We start from the raw sequence: 18573 nt of genomic DNA, 5'->3' as shown, positions 1-18573 counted from the left end.
GGTTTGCCTGGCCTTTGCCCAGGTTGACGAGTTGATTGACTTTATCAAAAATAATTCAAAAGTGTAAAAATAATTTTCTGTTTTAAGGAGTCAAAATGAGCTTACGACAATTTCCCGCAGGTTTTCTGTGGGGCGCAGCCACCGCAGCCTATCAAATTGAAGGGGCCTGGAACGAGGACGGCAAAGGCGAAAGCATTTGGGACCGTTTCTGCCACAGCCCCTACCGCATTGCCAACGGCGACACCGGCGATGTGGCCTGCGACCATTACCACCGCATGCCGGAAGATGTGGCCCTGATGAAGGAATTGGGCCTGCAAACCTATCGTTTCTCCATTTCCTGGCCGAGGGTGCTGCCACAAGGCAAGGGGCAGGTCAATCAAAAAGGCCTGGCTTTTTACGACCGGCTGGTTGACAAACTGCTTGAGGTAGGGATTGCGCCTAACGCCACCCTCAATCACTGGGACTTTCCCCAAGCGTTGCAGGATGAAGGTGGCTGGCCCAACCGCGATAGTGCCGACTGGTTTGCCGATTACGCCCGCCTGATGTTCGACACCCTGGGCGACCGGGTGAGGCTGTGGGCCACCCACAACGAGCCGTTTGTGGTGGCCTTTATGGGTTATGCCTTTGGCGATTTTGCGCCCGGTTTGGCCGATGTTTCTCAGGCTTTTCAGACAGCCCATCACTTACTCCTGTCGCACGGTCGGGCGGTGCAGGTTTTTAGAGAGGGAGGCTATCAGGGTGAAATTGGCATTGTCTTGGATTTGCAGCATCGCCAACCGGCCAGCGATAGTGAAGCCGATCGGGCAGCCTGCCAACGGGCTTATGAGAGTTCCCAGGCCCTGTTCCTTGATCCCTTGTTCAAAGGGCGTTACCCGAAAATGTTATTTGAGTGGATTGGCCCGCATGCCCCCCGTATTCAGCAGGGCGACCTGGCCTTGATCAGCCAGCCCCTTGACTTTTTGGGCGTCAACCACTATATGACCTTTGCCGTTCGTTTTGCTCACCGGGGCGGCATGGCCAAAACGGCGATGGATTTTGTTTCCGCCCCTACCTGGGGTAAAACCCAGCTAGGCTGGGGCATCAACCCCCCTGGCCTCACAGCCACCCTGTTGAACCTTAAAGATAACTATGGCAACCCCAAACTGTTCATCACCGAAAATGGCTGCGCCCTGGCCGGAACCCCCGCTGAGAACGGCTTTGAGGCGGATTGGGGCCGTATCAACTATCTGCGGGCGCATTTGCTGGCCGCGCACCAGGCTATCCAGGCCGGCGTTAACCTGCGCGGCTATTACGTGTGGAGCCTGATGGACAACTTTGAATGGGCCAGCGGCTACGAACCGCGCTTTGGCATTGTTCGGGTGAATTATGAAACCGGCCGGCGTTTCCCCAAGCAGAGCGCCCACTGGTACAGCCAGGTGATTGCCCAGAATGGGGTAGAGGAGTAGTTTACTGGGCCAACATCATCAAAGCCAGGGTGACGGTGCGGCCGGTTTGGCCTAGCCGGAGCAGATCAATTTCGTCATCATAGGGGAGGGGTAAGTTTTCTGTAGCGGCTTTTTCCCATGAAATGAGCATCGCCGGTATCCCTTTCCGGCGGAATGATTCATGGTCGCTGGGGGGGGCTGATTTGGGAAAACTGTTCAGGCGGGCCTCAACCTGGCGGGCGGCGGCTTCCACGGTAAAACGCAGCATCACCTCTTCTTTGTCGCCGTGCGCTTGCAGCCGGAATCCTCGCCCACCACCCACCGCCTCCAATTGGAACATGGCCACGGTATCGGTTAGCGGGAGGGTAGGCTGGGCGACGTAATAGCGCGAGCCGGCCTGGTCCAATTCCTGGCTGCCCCAGGCCGCAAAGAGCACCGTGCGGGCGGGACGATAGTTTTTCTCTTGCCATAAGCGAGCAATCTCTAACAAAACGCCCACCGCTGCCGCATCCTCGTTGGCTCCGGTGTAGGCCAAGCCCGGCAGGTCAATACATTCTCCGGTAGCCAGGCAGACCCGCTCGTCGGGGTCGTCGCCCACGTGGTCGTAGTGCGCGCCCAGGATGATGACTTCGTCCTGTAGCGCGAGATCGCTGCCGGGAAGCAGCCCCAACACATTGGCCGAGGTTAGCGTTTGGGTTTGTAAGGGCACTTCCAACAATACCCGTAGCGCCAACGGCATCACGGGGGGAGACGTGTTGAGGTCGGTCACCGAATGACCGGCCGTTTCAATCAGACGTTTGAAAGCGGCGGGGGTCAATTCAACCACCGGGATCGTCTTTTCCGGCGTATCGCTCTCAGGCGTTACCAGTTTTTTGGGCCACAACTCCTTTTCTTGCCGGGTCCCCACCAGAATCAGCCCCCCGGCATCGTGGGCTATTGCTGCCGCAATCTCTTCCGCCAGCGGGCCGGTGAGGGTGCGCAGCGCCACCTTACCGGCCAAACGGATTGGGCCATAATCCTGGCCCCGGATCCAGACAACATCTGCTTCCACCCGGCCCCCGCCAGCGGCCTCATCCTGAATCACAACAAAATCCTGCCGATGCCCCAACGCCGCCACCGGCTGCCCGGCCTGATTTAGCGCCCATAACCGCGGCACCGAGGTCAAGACCGAGTAGGTGATGGGGAATGGCTGGAGGAAACTGCCGTCGGCGCCGGCCGGCGTGAGGCCGTAAGTTGCAAATTGTTTGGCAATATAAGTTGCTGCCGCTGCCTCTCCCGCCGAGCCGGGAGCCCGACCGGCATACTCCGGCCTGGTCAAGGCAGTGAGGTGAGTTTCAACGGCGGCAACTGCAAACTGTTGGGCCAAATCCACCCACTCCGGCCCAACGTGCCCCTGCCCCACCGAGTCGCGCCATACGTTTTCAAATTCGGCCAGGCTCAAACCATAAACTGCCGGGAAAGCTGAGGCCAGGGTTTTGCCCTGCTGCAACCGGCGCAATAAGGCCGGCAGCCTGGTTTGGCCGTAGGTTTCAACCAGGTAGCGGGCCATGTCCCAACTCTGGGCGTAAATAGGCTCGACTTCTTGTTGGGAGAGACCGGTTATGGTCGGCGGCTCAGCCACGGTAAAAAGTTGGTTTTTGAGATTTGTTCTGATGACCAGCGGCCCGTTTTGGATGGTAATATCCCTGGCATCGGCGCGATTTATCCGGCCCGATTCGTAAATCGCCAGACCCTCGCGGAGCCAATCAAACTGATTGCTGGCCGGGGACAACAGAGCGCGGGTCAGCTCGCGGGCCAACACCCGGCGATAGTCTCCGGCGTTGGCCGAGTTGACCAGCAATTTGATGGATTGTCCGGGAGCGGTCCAGGTGTCCGACCACATCGGCCCGGAAAAAGCGAGGGAGGCGTAAAAGGCGGTGGGGTCAGCGTAAAGTTTTAGGGTTAAGGGTTCATGCGTCTCAATTTGCAAGTCAGCGATAATTTGCGCGTAGACCGACTCGGCCTCGGCCAGTAAAGCTTGCGCCAGTTGGGCTTGTTCCGCCGGGTAATGGATGATGAGGTGCTCGGTGGTTATTGTTTCAAACAGCGGGCCGGCCCACCGGTAACCGGCATCTGCGCGGGTCAATTTGATCGGCAGCGAGATGGACGAATCGGTGTGATTGCTGGCCAGTTTGTACTTCATCTTGATCTGGACCCATAGCCCGCCATCATCGAGCAGGGCCATCGGTTGTCCTGATATTTCAAAATACTCAACCGAGCGAGTATTCATCTCGTTGAACCAGGAGCGTTCTTCGGCCATAAAGGTAGGATCGGCCGGATCAACCGTTTGCAAAAAGGCACCTTCATCGCCGGCCAACATTGCTTGTTGGCGCGCGGTCAGCAGCGCGTTCATCTGTTCTTGAATTTCTTGCAACCGATTCTGCCAGGTTACTCGCCACATGGCCTCAAACCCGGCGGCGTTGACCCCCAGCAGTTGGGTCAATGCCTCGTCCAGGGTTGTGCCCTGGCCCAATGCCCCCACCAATTGACCGATACCGTCCCAGCCAGCCTGTTCGCGCAGGTACTCGACCGCGGCCCAAGATAACGAGTCGGGCGCCAGCGGCGCAGCGTGTCCTCCCCCAGGCGCGGCGACCAGAGCCTCGTACAGCATGGGCAGATAGGCCTCCTGGGCGGCCAGGGGATTGGTTTGGGCGTGGTAGGCCATCGGTAAACCCTGCCAGAGCCACGGGGCTGCGGCCTCCGGTACACCGGCCTCCACCAACGCCAACTGGACCAGCGTATCGGTAAAACGCTGCGTTTGGCTTAGTTCCGGCGTCAGCACCAGTTTGAGCACAGGGTCTTGCCCTGGCCGGTGGTCAATAAAGCTGCCGGTATTGGCCGGCAGGGTCAAACTGGTATCGGCGCGCAACGCTTGATGATTGGGATAGAGCACCAGGCTGGCCTGGCTCTGGGGAGGTAAATCCAGCTGCGCGGCGATGGGGGCATACTGCTGTTTGGCCAGTTGGCTCAATTCCAGCGCTTCTACTGTGGACTCAGGCGGAGAGGCTACGGCCAATCCATCGTGGGGTTTCTGCCAGACCAGGGCGGGGCCGTCCCAACGCCAGCCGCCATTTTGATGGACAAAACGAACGGGCAAGCTGGCCGCTTGGTCGGCCGGTCTGAGCTTTTCGGTATAGGTTAACTTCAGTTGTACGGTAGCGGTTGCTACTCGACCGACCACGCGCAGGCTGCTTGCTTCCAACTCGAGCTGCGGCCAGGTCAACTTTTGCACGTCAGTAAACCAGGCTGTGTCGGATGCTTGGCGGGCTGAAGTGCCGGATTGTAAAAAGGCGGCCAAATCTCCCTCATTCACCGCTTTTTGCCGGGCCTCAAGCAGGTCAAAAATAGCCGGTTCTCCTTCTACCAGGGCCAACAGGGTCAGGTTGGTCAGCCGACCAATGGCGGCCATTTTGTCCGGCTCAATGATGGCCGGGGTATCGAGAGGACGGTGGTAGTGAGCCGTGGCCGGAGTTTCCTTCGGGCCGGTCCAGATCAGTAAATTGGCCGGAACGCCTGCTTCCATAAAAGGCGCGTGATCGCTGCCGCCGGCCCGGGTGAGAGTGGTCGAGATGCCCAGGGCACCGGCAATAGTCTTTATCTTTTGGGTATACTGGTTGTTTGGCCCGTCAAGATACAAAATGTCTTCGCCCGCTCCCACCATATCAAGCTGGAGCATGGCTATCGTCGTTGTGGTTGTCAGCGGATATTGGGGATGCGCCACATAGTAACGCGAACCATCCAGCCCAATTTCCTCGGCATCCCAGGCGGCAAAAAGAACGGTGCGCCGGGGGACGTACCCCTGCGCGTGCCAGGCGCGGGCCGTTTCCAGCAGCACGGCCACACCGGAAGCGTTGTCGTTGGCGCCGGGCCAAACTGTGCCGTCGGGGTCTTCACCCACGTGGTCGTAGTGCGCGCCCAAGATTACCAGTTCGCCGGCGTATTCAGGATCGCGGCCAGGCAACACCCCCAGCACGTTGCGTCCCTGGGCAGTTTCATCGGTGGAAAGCGGTACTGCTAGCCGAACGGTGGTGGACAGCGGAAAAGGGTTCAGGGCGATAGTCAGGTCGTCCAGGGTGAAACCGGCGCCGGATAGCAGGTCCTCGGCTACGTCGGCGGAGATGCGGAGGGTGGGGATGGGTTGCGACACCCAGACTTCGCGGTTGGGCGCAATCCGGTCAAAGGGAGAGGTCTCTTCGAGGGGGTCAGATAGAAGCAGGAGACCGGCTGCGCCGTGTTCCAGGGCATTGCGGCCCACGTCTTGTTCTCGCTTGCGCCACAGACGGTCCCAACAGAGCACCACTTTGTCTACCACGTTGGCGTAGTCGAAATCATTATGGGCGCAGTTGTTGGCCCATATCACCGGTCCTTCGGCCTGGCCGCCGCCCATGTAGCGCGTTACCAGGGGGGAAAAGTCTTGCCGCAAATGATAAGTGTGTTCAGCACCAATCGGATCGGTTATGGTGAGCCAGGGCATAGCGGCCAATTGGGTATAAACAAGGGGAAAAGACTGGAAAAACGTGCCGTCAAGGCCCGCCGGGCGCAGCCCATATTCGGCAAAACGTTGGGCCAGGTACTCGCCTGCCGCCCGCCCACCGGGCGAACCGGCCAGGCGACCCAGGTAAGGTGGCCCGGTCAGCGTTTCAATTTCGGCCAGGGCCAGCTCTTCGTCAAAGGCCAGGGCCAATTCCCAGAGGTCGGCCCGGGCTGCGGCGGGTTGTGGCTGGCGGACAACCGGCTCAACAGCCGGGGTGGAAATAGGCGTGGGAGTGGCCGTTGGGCGGGGGGTGGGGATGGCCAGCGTGGCAGTGGGGCCAACCAGTCCGCCGGAAACTTCAGATTGTTCTTCTTGCGGCAGCGCCCGCCAGCCTTGCCACAGGATAAAGCCCAGGCAAAGGGTGATCGCGCCGGTTACCAGGGCCACGCTGCGACGAGAAGGCACGGCCTCTTGGCCTGCCACATCCACCCGCATCGGTTGCAATTGACCATAGGTGAGGGAGCGCCAGGCCCACTCCGCCGGGCCAAAACGATACCGCTCCAGCCACCAGGCGCTAAAGCGGATCTGAAAGGTGTAGAGCAATACGGTCAGAATCAGGTCGGCCGTAGGCGTGAGTTCACCGTGGATGCCCAGGCCGTAGCCGTAGAAAATGGTGGTCAAGACCAGGGAGTGCATTAAGTAATTGGTCAGGGCCATGCGGCCCAGCGGAGCCAAAAAGTGCAGGCGTTGGCGCCAACTTTCTTTTTGATACAGCAAGGTAATGGCCGTGATGTAGAAAAAACATAAGGTTGGCGCGGCGAAGGTGCGGATACCTCGCCGGGACAGGGCGATAAAATTTTCGGCAACGGTGTCGGGATTGATGATGAAAAAGACATACAGGCCGTTCAAGAGCACGCCCAGAACGAGCGTCCCCCACATCAAGCGGCGAATGAAGGGCAAATGCTCCGGCAGGTTTTGAAAAAATTTGCGTTTGCCGGCGTACAGGCCAAACAAAAACATCACAAAAACGTTGCCAAAAGCAAACATAATAACCATGTACATGGCCATAACTTCCCAAAAACGCAACGCCGTTACCTGGAAATACGTGCCGGTGGTGTAAAGGTGCTGGCCGCTCCCAATAGTTTGCCGCAGGCTTTCCGTGGCCCGGCTAAAGGCTTCAGTGTAAGCCGTGCTTATCCCGGGCAAGCTGATGAGGAGGGGATGGAGCAGGGTAACAAACGCGGCCAAGAGAATGACTTTAGGGGAAAATTTACGAAATAGGAGCAGCAAGAAGCCGCAGCAGGCGTAAAGGAAAAGGATATCGCCCGTCCATAAAAACGTAGCGTGGGCCATGCCAATCAGCAACAGCACCAACAGGCGGCGGACGTAAACCGGGATGAATTTTACGCCGCGTTCTTCGGCCCGCAGCATTTGCATGGCCATGCCCAGGCCAAATAGAAAGGAGAAGATAGAGTAAAACTTGGCCTCGATGAAAAAATGGGCCAGCCAATTGATCCACTCGTCCAGTTTGGACCAGTTTTCCATGTTTTCAAAAGAGCCGCTGTACCCGCTCATATTCATCGCCAAAACGCCAAACAGGGCAAAGCCGCGAATGACGTCAATGACTTCGATGCGGGACTGCGGCTTAACGGGGGTTGCTTTGGAGGTTGTTGTTATCTTCATGGATTTTTCTAAATTTGGCTTTCAATGTTACGCTTCAGGCCATATTACATTCTAACATTCTTGACCAAGGACCAAAGACCAGATTTCGTCATTCGTCGGTGAGGAGTAACAAGTTTTATTAATATTCCGGCAGGCGGACGGCATTGGTCAAGGCCAGGATAATGGTTTGACCGGCGTTGCTCAATTTCTCTGGCTCAATTCGTTCAATTACGTCACGTTGGGGGATCACGCTTGAGCCAGCCCAACTGATCAGGGCGGCCTGGGATTGCTGCTGCACAAAGGTTTGATAGGGATGGTACATGCTGCCGCCCCGTTGCAGGGTCAAGCCTACCTGGGCGGCACTCTCGGCCAATAGATTGTCCAACTGTTCAGAATTCGTCTCGATGAGGAGATCGTCTCCGCCAGCGCCCAGGTTGTTGAGTTGGAAAATGGCGGTGGGGTGGAGCAAGGACACCCCGCCGAGATAGCCGTTGAAATAGGCTTCGGCCCCTGACTGCTCCAACTCACCGCCCACCCAGGCGGCAAAGAGAACGCCTCGCCGGGGGGTCAGACCTTGTTCGCGCCACAGCCGAGCGATTTCTAGCATAATCGCCACCCCGGAAGCGTTGTCGTTGGCTGCCGGATAAAGCATACCATTAGGCTCTTGCCCCAGACTATCGTAATGGGCTGCCACCACAATCAACTGGTCGTCCAGAGCAACGTCGCCGCCGGCCAGGTAGCCCAAAACGTTGACCAATTCTATCCCTTGGGGTTCGGTCAGAGCCAGGGACATCTGCACCCGGCTCTCCACCTCGCGGACCAGCCACGGTTCCTCTCGCCCGGCGGGCCAATGGCTTACTTGGCCGCGCAAGGTGTCCAGGTCAATCCCGGCCGGGGCCAGCAAGGCTTCGGCCACGGCCGGACGGATGCGAAAGATGGGCAGGGTGGGCCGGCGCACATAGTCGCCGTCGGCCAACTGCACCTGGGAGTGCACGGCTTCCGGGTTGTCGCTGGCTATCCACAACACGCCCCTGGCCCCCCGGATGAGAGCTTCGGTGGCAAAGTCGGGCGGGGCGTTGTCGGGCAACAGGAGGGCGATCCGTCCCGATAAATCAAGTTTTTTGTATGCGTCCCAGGGTATCTCGCGCGCGTGAAAGCCAACAAAGGCCAGCGGCGCTTGCGCGTGGCCGCTGCCGCCGTGCCCCGCGGTGACAAAGCCAAAATCTTGCTGGTGGCGGAAGGTCTGCAACGGTTGGCCGTTTTCATCCAGTAGGGCCAAAACAGGTTGTTCTAAAGGTTGCACCAGGTGGGTGGTGAAGTCTTGAAAGTAAGAGCCGCTGCGCCCGGCCGGTTGTAGGCCATAAGCTTTAAATTGTGCGGCAATGTAATCGGCGGCGGCCTGGCTACCGGGCTGGCCGCTGGCCCGGTTGCCCAGTTGGGTTAGAGCCTGGACGTGTTGATAGGCCGACTCTCCATTAAAATGGTGGGCCAGGCGGGCATACGTGGGCGCGGGGCCAACGTTGTTCACGGTGTAGATAGTTACCAGGGTGATGACGGCAATCACGACGAGCATGCGTTTGTGCAAGAGAAAAGCGGTGTTGAGGCCAACCTGCTCGATCAGGCGACGCAAGCCCTCGGCCAGGGCATTGAAGCCCAGCACGGCCATAAAAAAGGCCAGGGCCGGATAAAGCACCATCCACGGTTTGGAGCGCGCCCAGAGGCGAGCGTCGGCCAGCATCACGCCCCATTCGGGGATGTCGGGAATGGTATAGGCGTTGTCGTTGAAATCGGTGGTGGTGGCGCCGCCGCCAATGTAGACGCCAATGAAACCCAGTTCACCCAACAGAATTAAAACCGCGCTCATTTCCAGCAGGGTAATCACAATCAGGTGGGGCAGAATGTTGGGTAGAACGTGCCGCACGGCGATGCCCAGCCCCGGCAGCCCAATTACCCGCGCGCCTTCGATGAATGAGCGTTGGTGCAACACAATGAATTCGCTGCGAATATACTGGGCCACCTCGGCCCAGCCGACCACGCTCATGGCTATAATGAAAACAATCAGTCCCCGGCGAATGTCCAGGGCGTAGATCAAGATCATGCTGCTGAGTAAAATAGGCAGGGCCGTGGTCAGACCAATGCCGCCCATCACCAGCCGGTCAACCAGCTTACCTTCGTGCCAACCGGCCAGCGCGCCCAAAATTAGCCCAACCAGCAATCGGGCCATAGCAATGAAGGTGCAGGCCACCAGGGTATTGCGGGCGCCGTACAGGAGCAGGCTGAGGATGTCTTTGCCCCACTGGTTTGTCCCAAGCAGATAATCTGTTGAGGGCGGAAAGGGGGGCGCTAACACCTGACCATCCTGGTAGGTAACGGAACGCTGCCCGGCCAGGTAGGGGTTTTCCGGGGCCAGGAGGGGGCCAAACAGCACCATCAGGAACAGGCCCAGAATAATGAGGCTGCCCAACAGCAGCGGGAAATTGGACAGGAGGTGGCGTAGCCGGAGTCGGCTTTTGGCCCGAGGTTCGGTTTTTTCTGGCTTCTTGTTCAGCCAGGAAAAGTCGGGCCGGGGATTGAGAACCCGTTGGACAATGGTCAAAAGAACGCCCATCAGCTTTCCTTTAAGCGGGGGTCAATAAAACGGTAGGAAATATCCAGCGTCATGTTGACCAGGACAAAGGTTAAGCCCAGGGCCAGGGCCAGGGTGACAACTACCGGGGTTTGCTGGTTATTAATTGCGCTCAAGAGACGCTCGCCCATGCCCGGCCAACCGAAGAAAAACTCTACTACGGGCAAACTGCCCAGGGCAAAGCGCAGGGATACGCCGACGGCGGTTAGAACCGGGATGGCGATGTTGCGCAAAGTATGGTCGGCAAATACCCGGCGCGGCAGCAGCCCTTTGGCCCAGGCCGTGCGAATGTAATCCTCTGACATCACCCGGTTGACGCCCAAAAAAGTAGCCCGGGTCAAATAGGCAATGGGCCGGGCGGCCAGCACCAGCACCGGCAGGAGCATGTGTTGGTAATCCCAGCCAAAACCGCCCACCGACACCAGGGGATAACCAAACACGCGCACCCACTGCATTTCGCCAAATTGCAGGAGTAAGGCTGCAAAAAAGGAGGGCACGGAAATGCCCAAGATGGTCAAGGCCATCACCGGGCTGGTCAGGGGTATTCTTTTTGACAACGCCGCCAACGAACCGGCGACCAGGCCAATGACCGCCGCTACTCCCAAGGCCGCCGTTAACAGCCCCATACTGTTTGCGTAAGTATCGGCCAATATCTCTTTGACCGGGATGTCGCCGCGGCGGGTGGAGATTTCGCCAAAGTCGCCCTCCTGTACCGCGTCGGTAATAAAGGTGCGGGTTTCGCGCCAGGCGGCCCGGCTATGGTCAAAAAAGTTGTAGCGGGGACTCAAATGGCCCATCATGTGCATGCCCAGATGGACAAAATAAATAATGGCCACCGCCACAAAGGCGGCGAGCGCGATACGCCAGGCAATAAAACGAATCACACCAGTCTCCTGAGTTACTCAGCCCTTAACCAATGACATCCCTCGTTTAACTCAACGGGGGTACGGTGAGGGTGACACCGTTAAATACCATCTTTCTGGTAATTATCCCTTTCCCCAAACCTCACGCACCAATCGTAGCCGGTCCATAGGGATACGCCATAAATCCCAGGACAGAACCAGGCCGCCGGCCCCGGCCTTTTGAAAGGCTTGCAGCAGGTCGGCTCCGGCTCCAGATGGCAGATTCCCTCCATTTCAACCAATTCAAGCCCGGCTAAAACGTGACGCACCCCGGCGGCGCGGGCCTGTTCAATTTAGCTCCTTAAGATACCCAATGGCGCGCTCGTTTTCGCCGTCCATCACCACTTCTAATGTTTTGCCACCAACAACTCGCTCCACGTCAATCACTTTCAGATAGTCGGCCAGCCCCTCGTCGTGCGAGGAAATTTCGGTCAGGCTGTTGTTGGCCTGGGTAAAAAATTGCTCGTTAAAAATGGCGCCATTAATGCCGGGATAAATGGGCAAGGGATAGATACTGGCCTCCACCAAATCCTGGAAAAAGTGCGTGCCATAAGAAACTTCCGGCGTTTCATTGCCGTGGGGAACGGCAATCTCGCCCAAAATAGCCGTATTGTAAATATCGGCATAGTTTACTTTGACCCCCAAATTGATATTGGAACTGCCCCAACGTCCCGGCCCCAATAAAATGAACGTCTCTTCGGCCAAAGCCTTGTTGATCCGGCTGACCGCCCGGCCAATTTCTACTTTGGTGGCGTAATCGGCCAGCGCAGCATATCTGGCCGGGTCTACATAAACAATGTATTTGATGTTGGAAACCTGGCCGCAGGGCGTCCATTTGTGGGTGGTAAAAATAATATCGGCCGGAGGCACGTTTTCCGGGTAAATGACCGGCTGCATAAAAACATGCTCGTGCAGGGGGCGGCACTGCAAGAGATAAACTCTGATTTCAGGATAAGGATAGTGGGGGATTAACTCGATGGCGTATTCAATGTCTACCGGCGTTTCATAAGCCTGTTCCAGTTTGCGCAACATGGTCCGCATTACCGGCACAAAGTTGGTGTTTTTTAGAAGGTTATCAAAGGTAAGAACCATTCTTTCCGGTTCTAACTCGCGGCCCAGGGCCACCACGGGCTGCAAATAATCGTCTTTGTCAATAGAAACCAGGTGTTGAATAGAGGGATAGTCGGGGCCAATCACATCGGCCACGGGCAAGGTTTTGCTTTGGTTGTCGGCCAGGTCAATCACATCCACGTAGTGCTGGGAGTAGCGGACAATCTCCTGGCGGCCCCCTTCGGGGCGGAGCATAGGATGGCTCAACGCAATCATGCGGGGATAGTCGTCGGCCACGCGGTCAACGGCCCGGGTGCCCAATCCCCATACCAGCCGCAAAAAACCGGTCTGGGGGTTTATTTTATGGTTCCAGCGGAAAGGATTGCGGCTAAAACCCACCCCGGCCAGGGCCGGAAAGAGATAATCGTGATAACGAGTTCCTACCACTTCCTGGATCAAAACGGCCATCCGCTCATCATAGTCCAACAGTCCTTTGTTTTTTCGGTATAACAGCGCCGCCGGGTTGAGGGTGCTGGCATAAACTTTTTTGATGGCGCAAGTTAAATCTTCCAAATTTTCCTCGTCCGTGTCCTGGTTAGGGCAGAAGAAACTATCGTATTTGCCGGCAAACGAGGTTTCAAATCTATCTTCTAACAGGCTGGAGGAACGCACAATCAAGGGTTTGCCTTTGAGCCTGGCCAGGATGCCGCGCAATTGCTCGACGACCTTCTCGGAAAATTGTCCCTTTAGATAGGCCTGCCTGATGGATTCACATTCGGCATATATTTGTTCAATAGGTTTATACTTTTGGCTCATGTAAACCAACAGGCCGTTTTGAGATAAAAAGTCGTAAAAAACGTCGGCCCCAATGTAATAGGATTGGGGTAAAACGACGTGTTGTTGCAGGTCAACCTGGTCGTCCGGGTGGGGGGTGGTGATGATTTTGTAAGCCAGGTACATCCCGGCCGCCTTGCCCCCAATTTTACCCCGGCCAATGCGGTGGTTGACAATCTGTTCCAGGTCTTTGAAGTTGAAATATTGGCGGGAAATGCCCACAAAACGAAGTTGGTCGCTGATGAGGCCCTTGGTGATCACCACCTGCATTTCTTGCAAGTGGTGGGCAAACCGTCTTTGTTCTTCCGGAGGGAGATTTTCGTATTCCCTGGCCTTTTCAAACATCATGGCCCAGGGGGCCAATTCCGGGTTAAAGGTTAACGTGGCGCCTGGATGGGTTGGTTGTTTCCGTAAAACGCTGACCACCACCTCTTGAAAGAGATCGTGGGGCAAGTTTTGGGCAAAGTAAAAATCGGTCAGGTAATCTCTGATTTTCTGGGTGCGTTTTTCCCAGGTTTCATGGGTTTCCTGGGTATAAGGGTCGGTGATGCCTTCTCTCAGTTGGCTTTGAATGGCTTTCTCTTCAATTTCTTGTTCCAGCCCAATGGGGCTGATGACGCCTCGCCGGAAAAGCTCTTCCCGCATCCGTTGATGGATTTCGTCGGCCAGCACCGGAAATTGCGATAATTCCAGATAGATTTGCAAAACTTTAGCTGTTTTAAGCGAAAACTGTTCCATGGAGACCTGACTTTTGTTTGGAGGGTTCACCTTCATGATACGTGGCAAAGGCTATGGCGTCAAAGAAGGCGTTTCTTTTCGGTGGCGCAGCCTGGCCGTTTGCCCGAAACGACTGCGGTTGGTATTATTGACTGGAAATGGCGGCAAAGTTTTGGCCGCCGCAACCTGAATGTAGAAACCGGACATTGTCCTGTCTCTATCCAAAAACATTATCTGAACAGCTATAGAACGAGCTAAAGGAGCATATCAATGAGAATCACCGGAGTGAAGATACATTACGTTGAGTGGGAACGTGCGCCATATCACTGGCGCGACGGCATTATGCCCAGCGGCCCCCTTGCCAGAACGGGACTGCTGCGGATCCTGACCGATGAAGGCGTTGAAGGTTGGTCGCCCTGCGGCGGTGGCTTTAAAATTGAAGAAGTCAAATGGCAACTTATGGGCGCCAATCCGCTGGACCGGGAGCGCATCTGGCAGAATTTCTGGCGCAATCTGCGCACGTCCAGGCTGGGCCTGGCTATTGGAGCCGTTGATTGCGCTTTGTGGGACCTGTTTGGCAAAGTGAGCAACCAGCCGGTGTACAAATTATTGGGCGGCATGCGCGACCGGATTCCGGCTTACGCCAGCACCCTGACCCTGGATTCCCTGGATGAATACATGGACCTGGCCGAGGCGTGCCTGCAAAAAGGGTACAAAGCCATCAAACTGCATGCCTGGGGAAGACTGGAGCAAGATGCCGAACTCTGCCGGATGCTGCGCAAAAAGGTGGGCGATGATATTGTGCTGATGTACGATGCGTCAAGTATGTTCAATCTCTTTGAAGATGCGGTGTGGTTTGGCCGTCAATTAGAGGAGCAAAACTACTTCTGGTACGAGGAGCCAATAGACCACTTTAACATGACTGCCCTGGCCCGGCTGGCCGACACCCTGGATATTCCCCTGGCCGTGGCCGAGGCCACGCATGGCGGTCCCTGGGACGCCCTGGCCCAGATCAGGGCCGGCGCCGCCGACATTATCCTGACCGGCCCGTTAGACACGTATAAAGGCGGTTTTACCGGGGTGATGAAAACGGCCCATATTTGTGAAGGTTATGGCATGATGTGCGCCCTTCACGGCGGTTCAATTGCCTCGCTGCATGCGGCCTGCGCCATTTACAACTCCAAATATTTTGAACGTTTGATCCCCGAAACGTTCCACCAGCCGCCGGGAATCAGGGACGCCTCAAACGAGATTGACGCGGAAGGTTATGCCCAACCGTGGGCTGCGCCCGGTTTGGGTATCGAAGTGGATTGGAATTGGGTCAAGGAACACACAATCAAGGTGGAGGAATAAGCTAAAAAAAACGCAGCCCTATTTTCTCGGCTTCGGCCCGCGCCTGTTGCTCTATTGTTGTTGCTCTATTTGTCTGCCCCTGTTGTTGTAAAAATTGGGCATAACTCAATTGGGCGCGGGCCAGCCTGGCCCGGCTGCCGACCTGTTCAAACAGGGTCAAAGCCCTTTGATACATGGCTTCAGCCGCAGCCAAATCGCCCTGGGCCGAATGGATTTGGCCCAACACGGCTTGGGCCTGGGCGATATGTTCCTGGTTCCCGCCGGTCTCTACCAGCTTCAGGGCATCATCGGCGGCGGCCCTGGCCCGGTCAATTTTGCCCTGGGCCAAACTGGCCTGGGTAATGAGTAGATAAATATCGCTCAGAACGTGGACGCTGGGTTTGCCGCGTTCTTTGGCTAACTGCAAAGCTTTAGCCAGCCGGGGCAGCGCTTCATCAGGCCGACCCTGGTGCAAAATAGCGCGGCCTTGATTGGCGTAGACAATCATCAGCCCGTCGTCGCTGTGAACGTTTTCAAAAAGTTGTTGGGCCAATTTAAAGAAGGCCAGGGCCTGGTCAAACTGGCCTCGTTCGTCGGCCACTTTGCCCAAACTTACTAAACAATAAGCCTGGCCCCATTCATCCCCCAAATTTTGGCGCATTTCTAACGAACGTTGGGAAATAGCTTCGGCCTCAGCCAATTTACCCTGGGAGAGATGCACCAATCCCAACCGGCTGTAGGCTGCGGCCAAACCCGCCTCATCGCCGCTCTTGTGCAAAGCCTCTGCCGATTTTTGACACCACGTCTCGGCTTCGGCCAGGCGACCCACCAGCCAGGCAATCATGCCCAAATGAGATTGCGCCGCAGCGCGTTCTACCTGCGACACCCCGGGCAGTTTTAACACAGCCGCCGCGTGTTGGTAAGCCTCTTTATAGCGGTCGGACAACCAAAGAGAAAAGGCAGAGCTGTTGAGTATCTGGGCCATTTCGTTCAGATTGCCCGTCTCTTCGGCCAAGTGCAGGGCGCGTTGCAGCACTCGCACGGAATCCGCCCTTTTCCCTTTTTGGCGATAAAGCTCTCCCAACGCTTTGTAGGCAGAAAGCGATTCAACCAGGGTGGCGGCCCGGTTGTAATAAACAATGGCCGTATCAATGGCATTGCCGGCCGCGGCTCTGGTTCCGGCTGTTTCCAGGTGATGCGCAGCCTCAGACACCAACCCGGCCTTTTCGTAATGATACCCTACCAGGAAAGGGTCTACCTGTTTCCCCTGGAAAAATTGGGCTATTTGATGATGCAAGTTCTGCTGGCGAGGTTGGGTCAGCGTTGCCGCCAATGCTTTGGCCAGGTCTGGTGGGCGAAAAGTGTAGCGCTGATCGCCCACCTGGCGGAGAAGTCGCTTTTTGAGGGCGTCATCCAACACCCTTTGGGCCAAAGCCTGTTTTGTTTCGCCTCCCAGCAGCGCTACCCAGGCGGCAAAATTAAATTCGGAGCCTGGTTCAAGCAGCGCCGCCATAGCCAACGCCTGGCGATCATCTTCCGGCAGTTTTTCTATTTGCCGGGTGAAACCACTCAAGACAGATTGGGGTAAAAAAGCATCGGCTGGCGCTTGTATTTTTGTTGGCGCGTAAAACCATTGACCGTTTTCGTCCTGGCGTAATTCCCGGGTGTCAACAAATTGTTGAAAAATTTCTTCCACCTGAAATGGATTGCCCTGACTGCGCTCGACAATCAACTCAATCACTTCCCCCGGCAACCCTCCCCCGCTCAAATGGGTCAATTGTTCGCCCACGGCCGGCGGCGATAAAGGCGGCGCCTGCAGCACCTGGTATTCGGCGGCGGCAAAAGAGTCGAGCCACGGCAGCGCCGCTTTGGTATCTCGACAGGCAGCCAGCAGCAGCAGCGGCAACTGCCCCTGCCGGATTAAAAACCGGATCAAGGTGACGCTGGCTTCATCCAGAAACGTGGCATTTTCCAAAAAAATCACCATAGGGCCGATCCCGGTGAAAATAGACAGGATCGCGGCAAAAAATTGCCACTGAGTTTGCCAGGGGTCGCCCGGCGCGCTTTCAGGCACTTTGCCGCTCAACGATTGCCATAATCCGGCGGTGGTGGTTGCCGGAGAAATAGATGCTCCGGCCTCGGCCTTGTTTGCCGGGGGATCGGAGACACTCAGCAGGCGGGTCAGGCCGGGAATTTGTTTGAGCAGCCGGTCTACCTGGCCTGGGGTGAGGCTTGATGGAGCCAATTGTTTGTCCATGATTGTGGCCAATATTTGGGCAAATGGAGCGTAAGGCGCGCCAGACTCATCACAACGACCCACCAGGGCCGCAAAGCCTTGCTCTACCACATGTCGGCCCAAAAATTCCGTCACCAATTTGCTTTTGCCGATACCCATTTCACCTTTTACCAAAAGCAGGCCGGGGGTGGCTGTTTTTTGACATTCCGTCCAGGCGGTTTGGAGCTGGCTGAGTTGTTCGGCTCGCCCAACCAGCGGTTTGGCTTCCGGGTCCAGCAGATCAAGGTGCGCCTGGCTGAATTTTTGCCGGGCCTGGATTGAGCGCAAGGTTTGGACGGCTGCTTCGGCGGAAGGATAGCGGCCGGCCGGTTCTTTGGCCAGCAGCCGCAAAATGGCGCGTTCCAATGCCAGCGGTGTATGGGGGGCAAACTCTCGCACCGGGCGAGGCGGCTGGTCCAGATGGGCGTCAAACAGTTCCTCACGGTTGTTGAAGGTAAAAGGATAATGCCCGCCGGTAACCATCTCAAAAAGCATCACCCCTACCGCATAAAGGTCGGCTCGGCCATCGGTTGGTTCGCCCTGGATTTGTTCGGGCGACATATAGGCCGGGGTGCCGGCCATAAATTCCGTGCCCTCGGCCAGCAGCGACATAAGGCCGGCCACGCCAAAATCCATCAGCTTGACCCCCTCTTTTTGCATCATCACGTTATCCGGCTTGACGTCGCGGTGGACAATGCCTTTTTGGTGCGCGTAATCCAACCCCTGCAAAACGCCAATGGCGACCTCCAGGATGATTTCTAGCGGCAGCGGGCCGGACCAGCCGGCAATGAGGTCGGCCAGGGACTTTCCCTCCACGTATTCCATCACCAGGCAAAAGCTGTTCTGATTTTCGTCAAAAATGGCATCGTAAATAGCGGTGATAGAGGGGTGATTCAAGCTGGCCAACATCCGTGCTTCTGAGAGAACGGACTCCTCGGAAGGCGTCTCTTCCTGATCGGTTTTTAGATATTTCAGGGCCACCGGGCGATTGAGCAGGGTATCGGTAGCCAGCCAAACATCGCCCATTGCGCCCGCGCCCAGTTTTTTCTTGATGATGAATCTGGTCTGCTCCGGGTCGGTCATTGTGTCTTGGTCCTTTCCGTGGCGTGTCGGTAGCAAGAAGGGGCAGCGGTAGATATATATTTCATTTAGGTGTGTTTCATTTGAGTTGAGACTACCCCTGGAGTGCGGAATTTATTCCGCTTTTTGGCAGAGGCAGAATGAATTCTGCACTCCTT

General features: G+C 56.6%; 7 protein-coding genes. 2 read left to right on the top strand and 5 right to left on the bottom strand.

The window, feature by feature from the left end; all coding sequences use genetic code 11:
* The first annotated feature begins 95 nt into the window (after positions 1-95).
* A complete protein-coding gene (locus tag JW953_21385) occupies positions 96-1445 on the top strand; it encodes a beta-glucosidase (GenBank protein ID MBN1995257.1) in 1350 nt (449 codons plus the stop codon).
* Between the two features lies 1 nt (position 1446).
* Here JW953_21385 and JW953_21380 read toward each other — a convergent pair whose 3' ends face one another.
* The 4 genes from JW953_21380 to JW953_21365 all read right to left on the bottom strand — a co-directional run bounded on the left by JW953_21380 (position 1447) and on the right by JW953_21365 (position 13749).
* Complete coding sequence (locus JW953_21380) at positions 1447-7620, bottom strand: M20/M25/M40 family metallo-hydrolase (GenBank protein MBN1995256.1); 6174 nt, start codon at positions 7618-7620, stop codon at positions 1447-1449.
* A 118-nt stretch (positions 7621-7738) separates the two neighbouring features.
* Positions 7739-10207, bottom strand: a complete 2469-nt coding sequence (locus tag JW953_21375) for a M28 family peptidase (protein ID MBN1995255.1) — start codon at positions 10205-10207, stop codon at positions 7739-7741.
* A complete protein-coding gene (locus tag JW953_21370) occupies positions 10207-11109 on the bottom strand; it encodes an ABC transporter permease (protein MBN1995254.1) in 903 nt (300 codons plus the stop codon). The genes JW953_21375 and JW953_21370 overlap by 1 nt, the downstream gene beginning before the upstream one ends.
* Positions 11110-11415: 306 nt before the next feature.
* Positions 11416-13749, bottom strand: coding sequence for a PEP/pyruvate-binding domain-containing protein (locus JW953_21365; GenBank protein MBN1995253.1), 2334 nt, complete (start codon positions 13747-13749; stop codon positions 11416-11418).
* A gap of 249 nt (positions 13750-13998) precedes the next feature.
* Between JW953_21365 and JW953_21360 the strand changes: the two genes are divergently transcribed.
* Entirely contained in the window at positions 13999-15081 is a 1083-nt protein-coding gene (locus tag JW953_21360) for a racemase (protein MBN1995252.1), read from the top strand.
* Between the two features lies 1 nt (position 15082).
* Here JW953_21360 and JW953_21355 read toward each other — a convergent pair whose 3' ends face one another.
* Positions 15083-18418 carry a tetratricopeptide repeat protein gene (locus JW953_21355; GenBank protein ID MBN1995251.1) on the bottom strand — a complete coding sequence of 1112 codons (3336 nt, stop codon included), beginning with the start codon at positions 18416-18418 and terminating at the stop codon, positions 15083-15085.
* Between the last annotated feature and the right edge of the window lie 155 nt (positions 18419-18573).

This window comes from Anaerolineae bacterium, assembly GCA_016931895.1.
Lineage (GTDB): Bacteria > Chloroflexota > Anaerolineae > 4572-78 > J111 > JAFGNV01.
This window is presented reverse-complemented; position numbering and strand designations above follow the sequence as displayed.

Excerpts from the sequence above, each read along its gene's own strand:
- JW953_21385 (MBN1995257.1), top strand. The coding sequence starts at position 96 with ATGAGCTTACGACAATTTCCCGCAGGTTTTCTGTGGGGCGCAGCCACC.
- JW953_21380 (MBN1995256.1), bottom strand. The coding sequence starts at position 7,620 with ATGAAGATAACAACAACCTCCAAAGCAACCCCCGTTAAGCCGCAGTCC.
- JW953_21375 (MBN1995255.1), bottom strand. The coding sequence starts at position 10,207 with ATGGGCGTTCTTTTGACCATTGTCCAACGGGTTCTCAATCCCCGGCCC.
- JW953_21365 (MBN1995253.1), bottom strand. The coding sequence starts at position 13,749 with ATGGAACAGTTTTCGCTTAAAACAGCTAAAGTTTTGCAAATCTATCTG.
- JW953_21360 (MBN1995252.1), top strand. The coding sequence starts at position 13,999 with ATGAGAATCACCGGAGTGAAGATACATTACGTTGAGTGGGAACGTGCG.
- JW953_21355 (MBN1995251.1), bottom strand. The coding sequence starts at position 18,418 with ATGACCGACCCGGAGCAGACCAGATTCATCATCAAGAAAAAACTGGGC.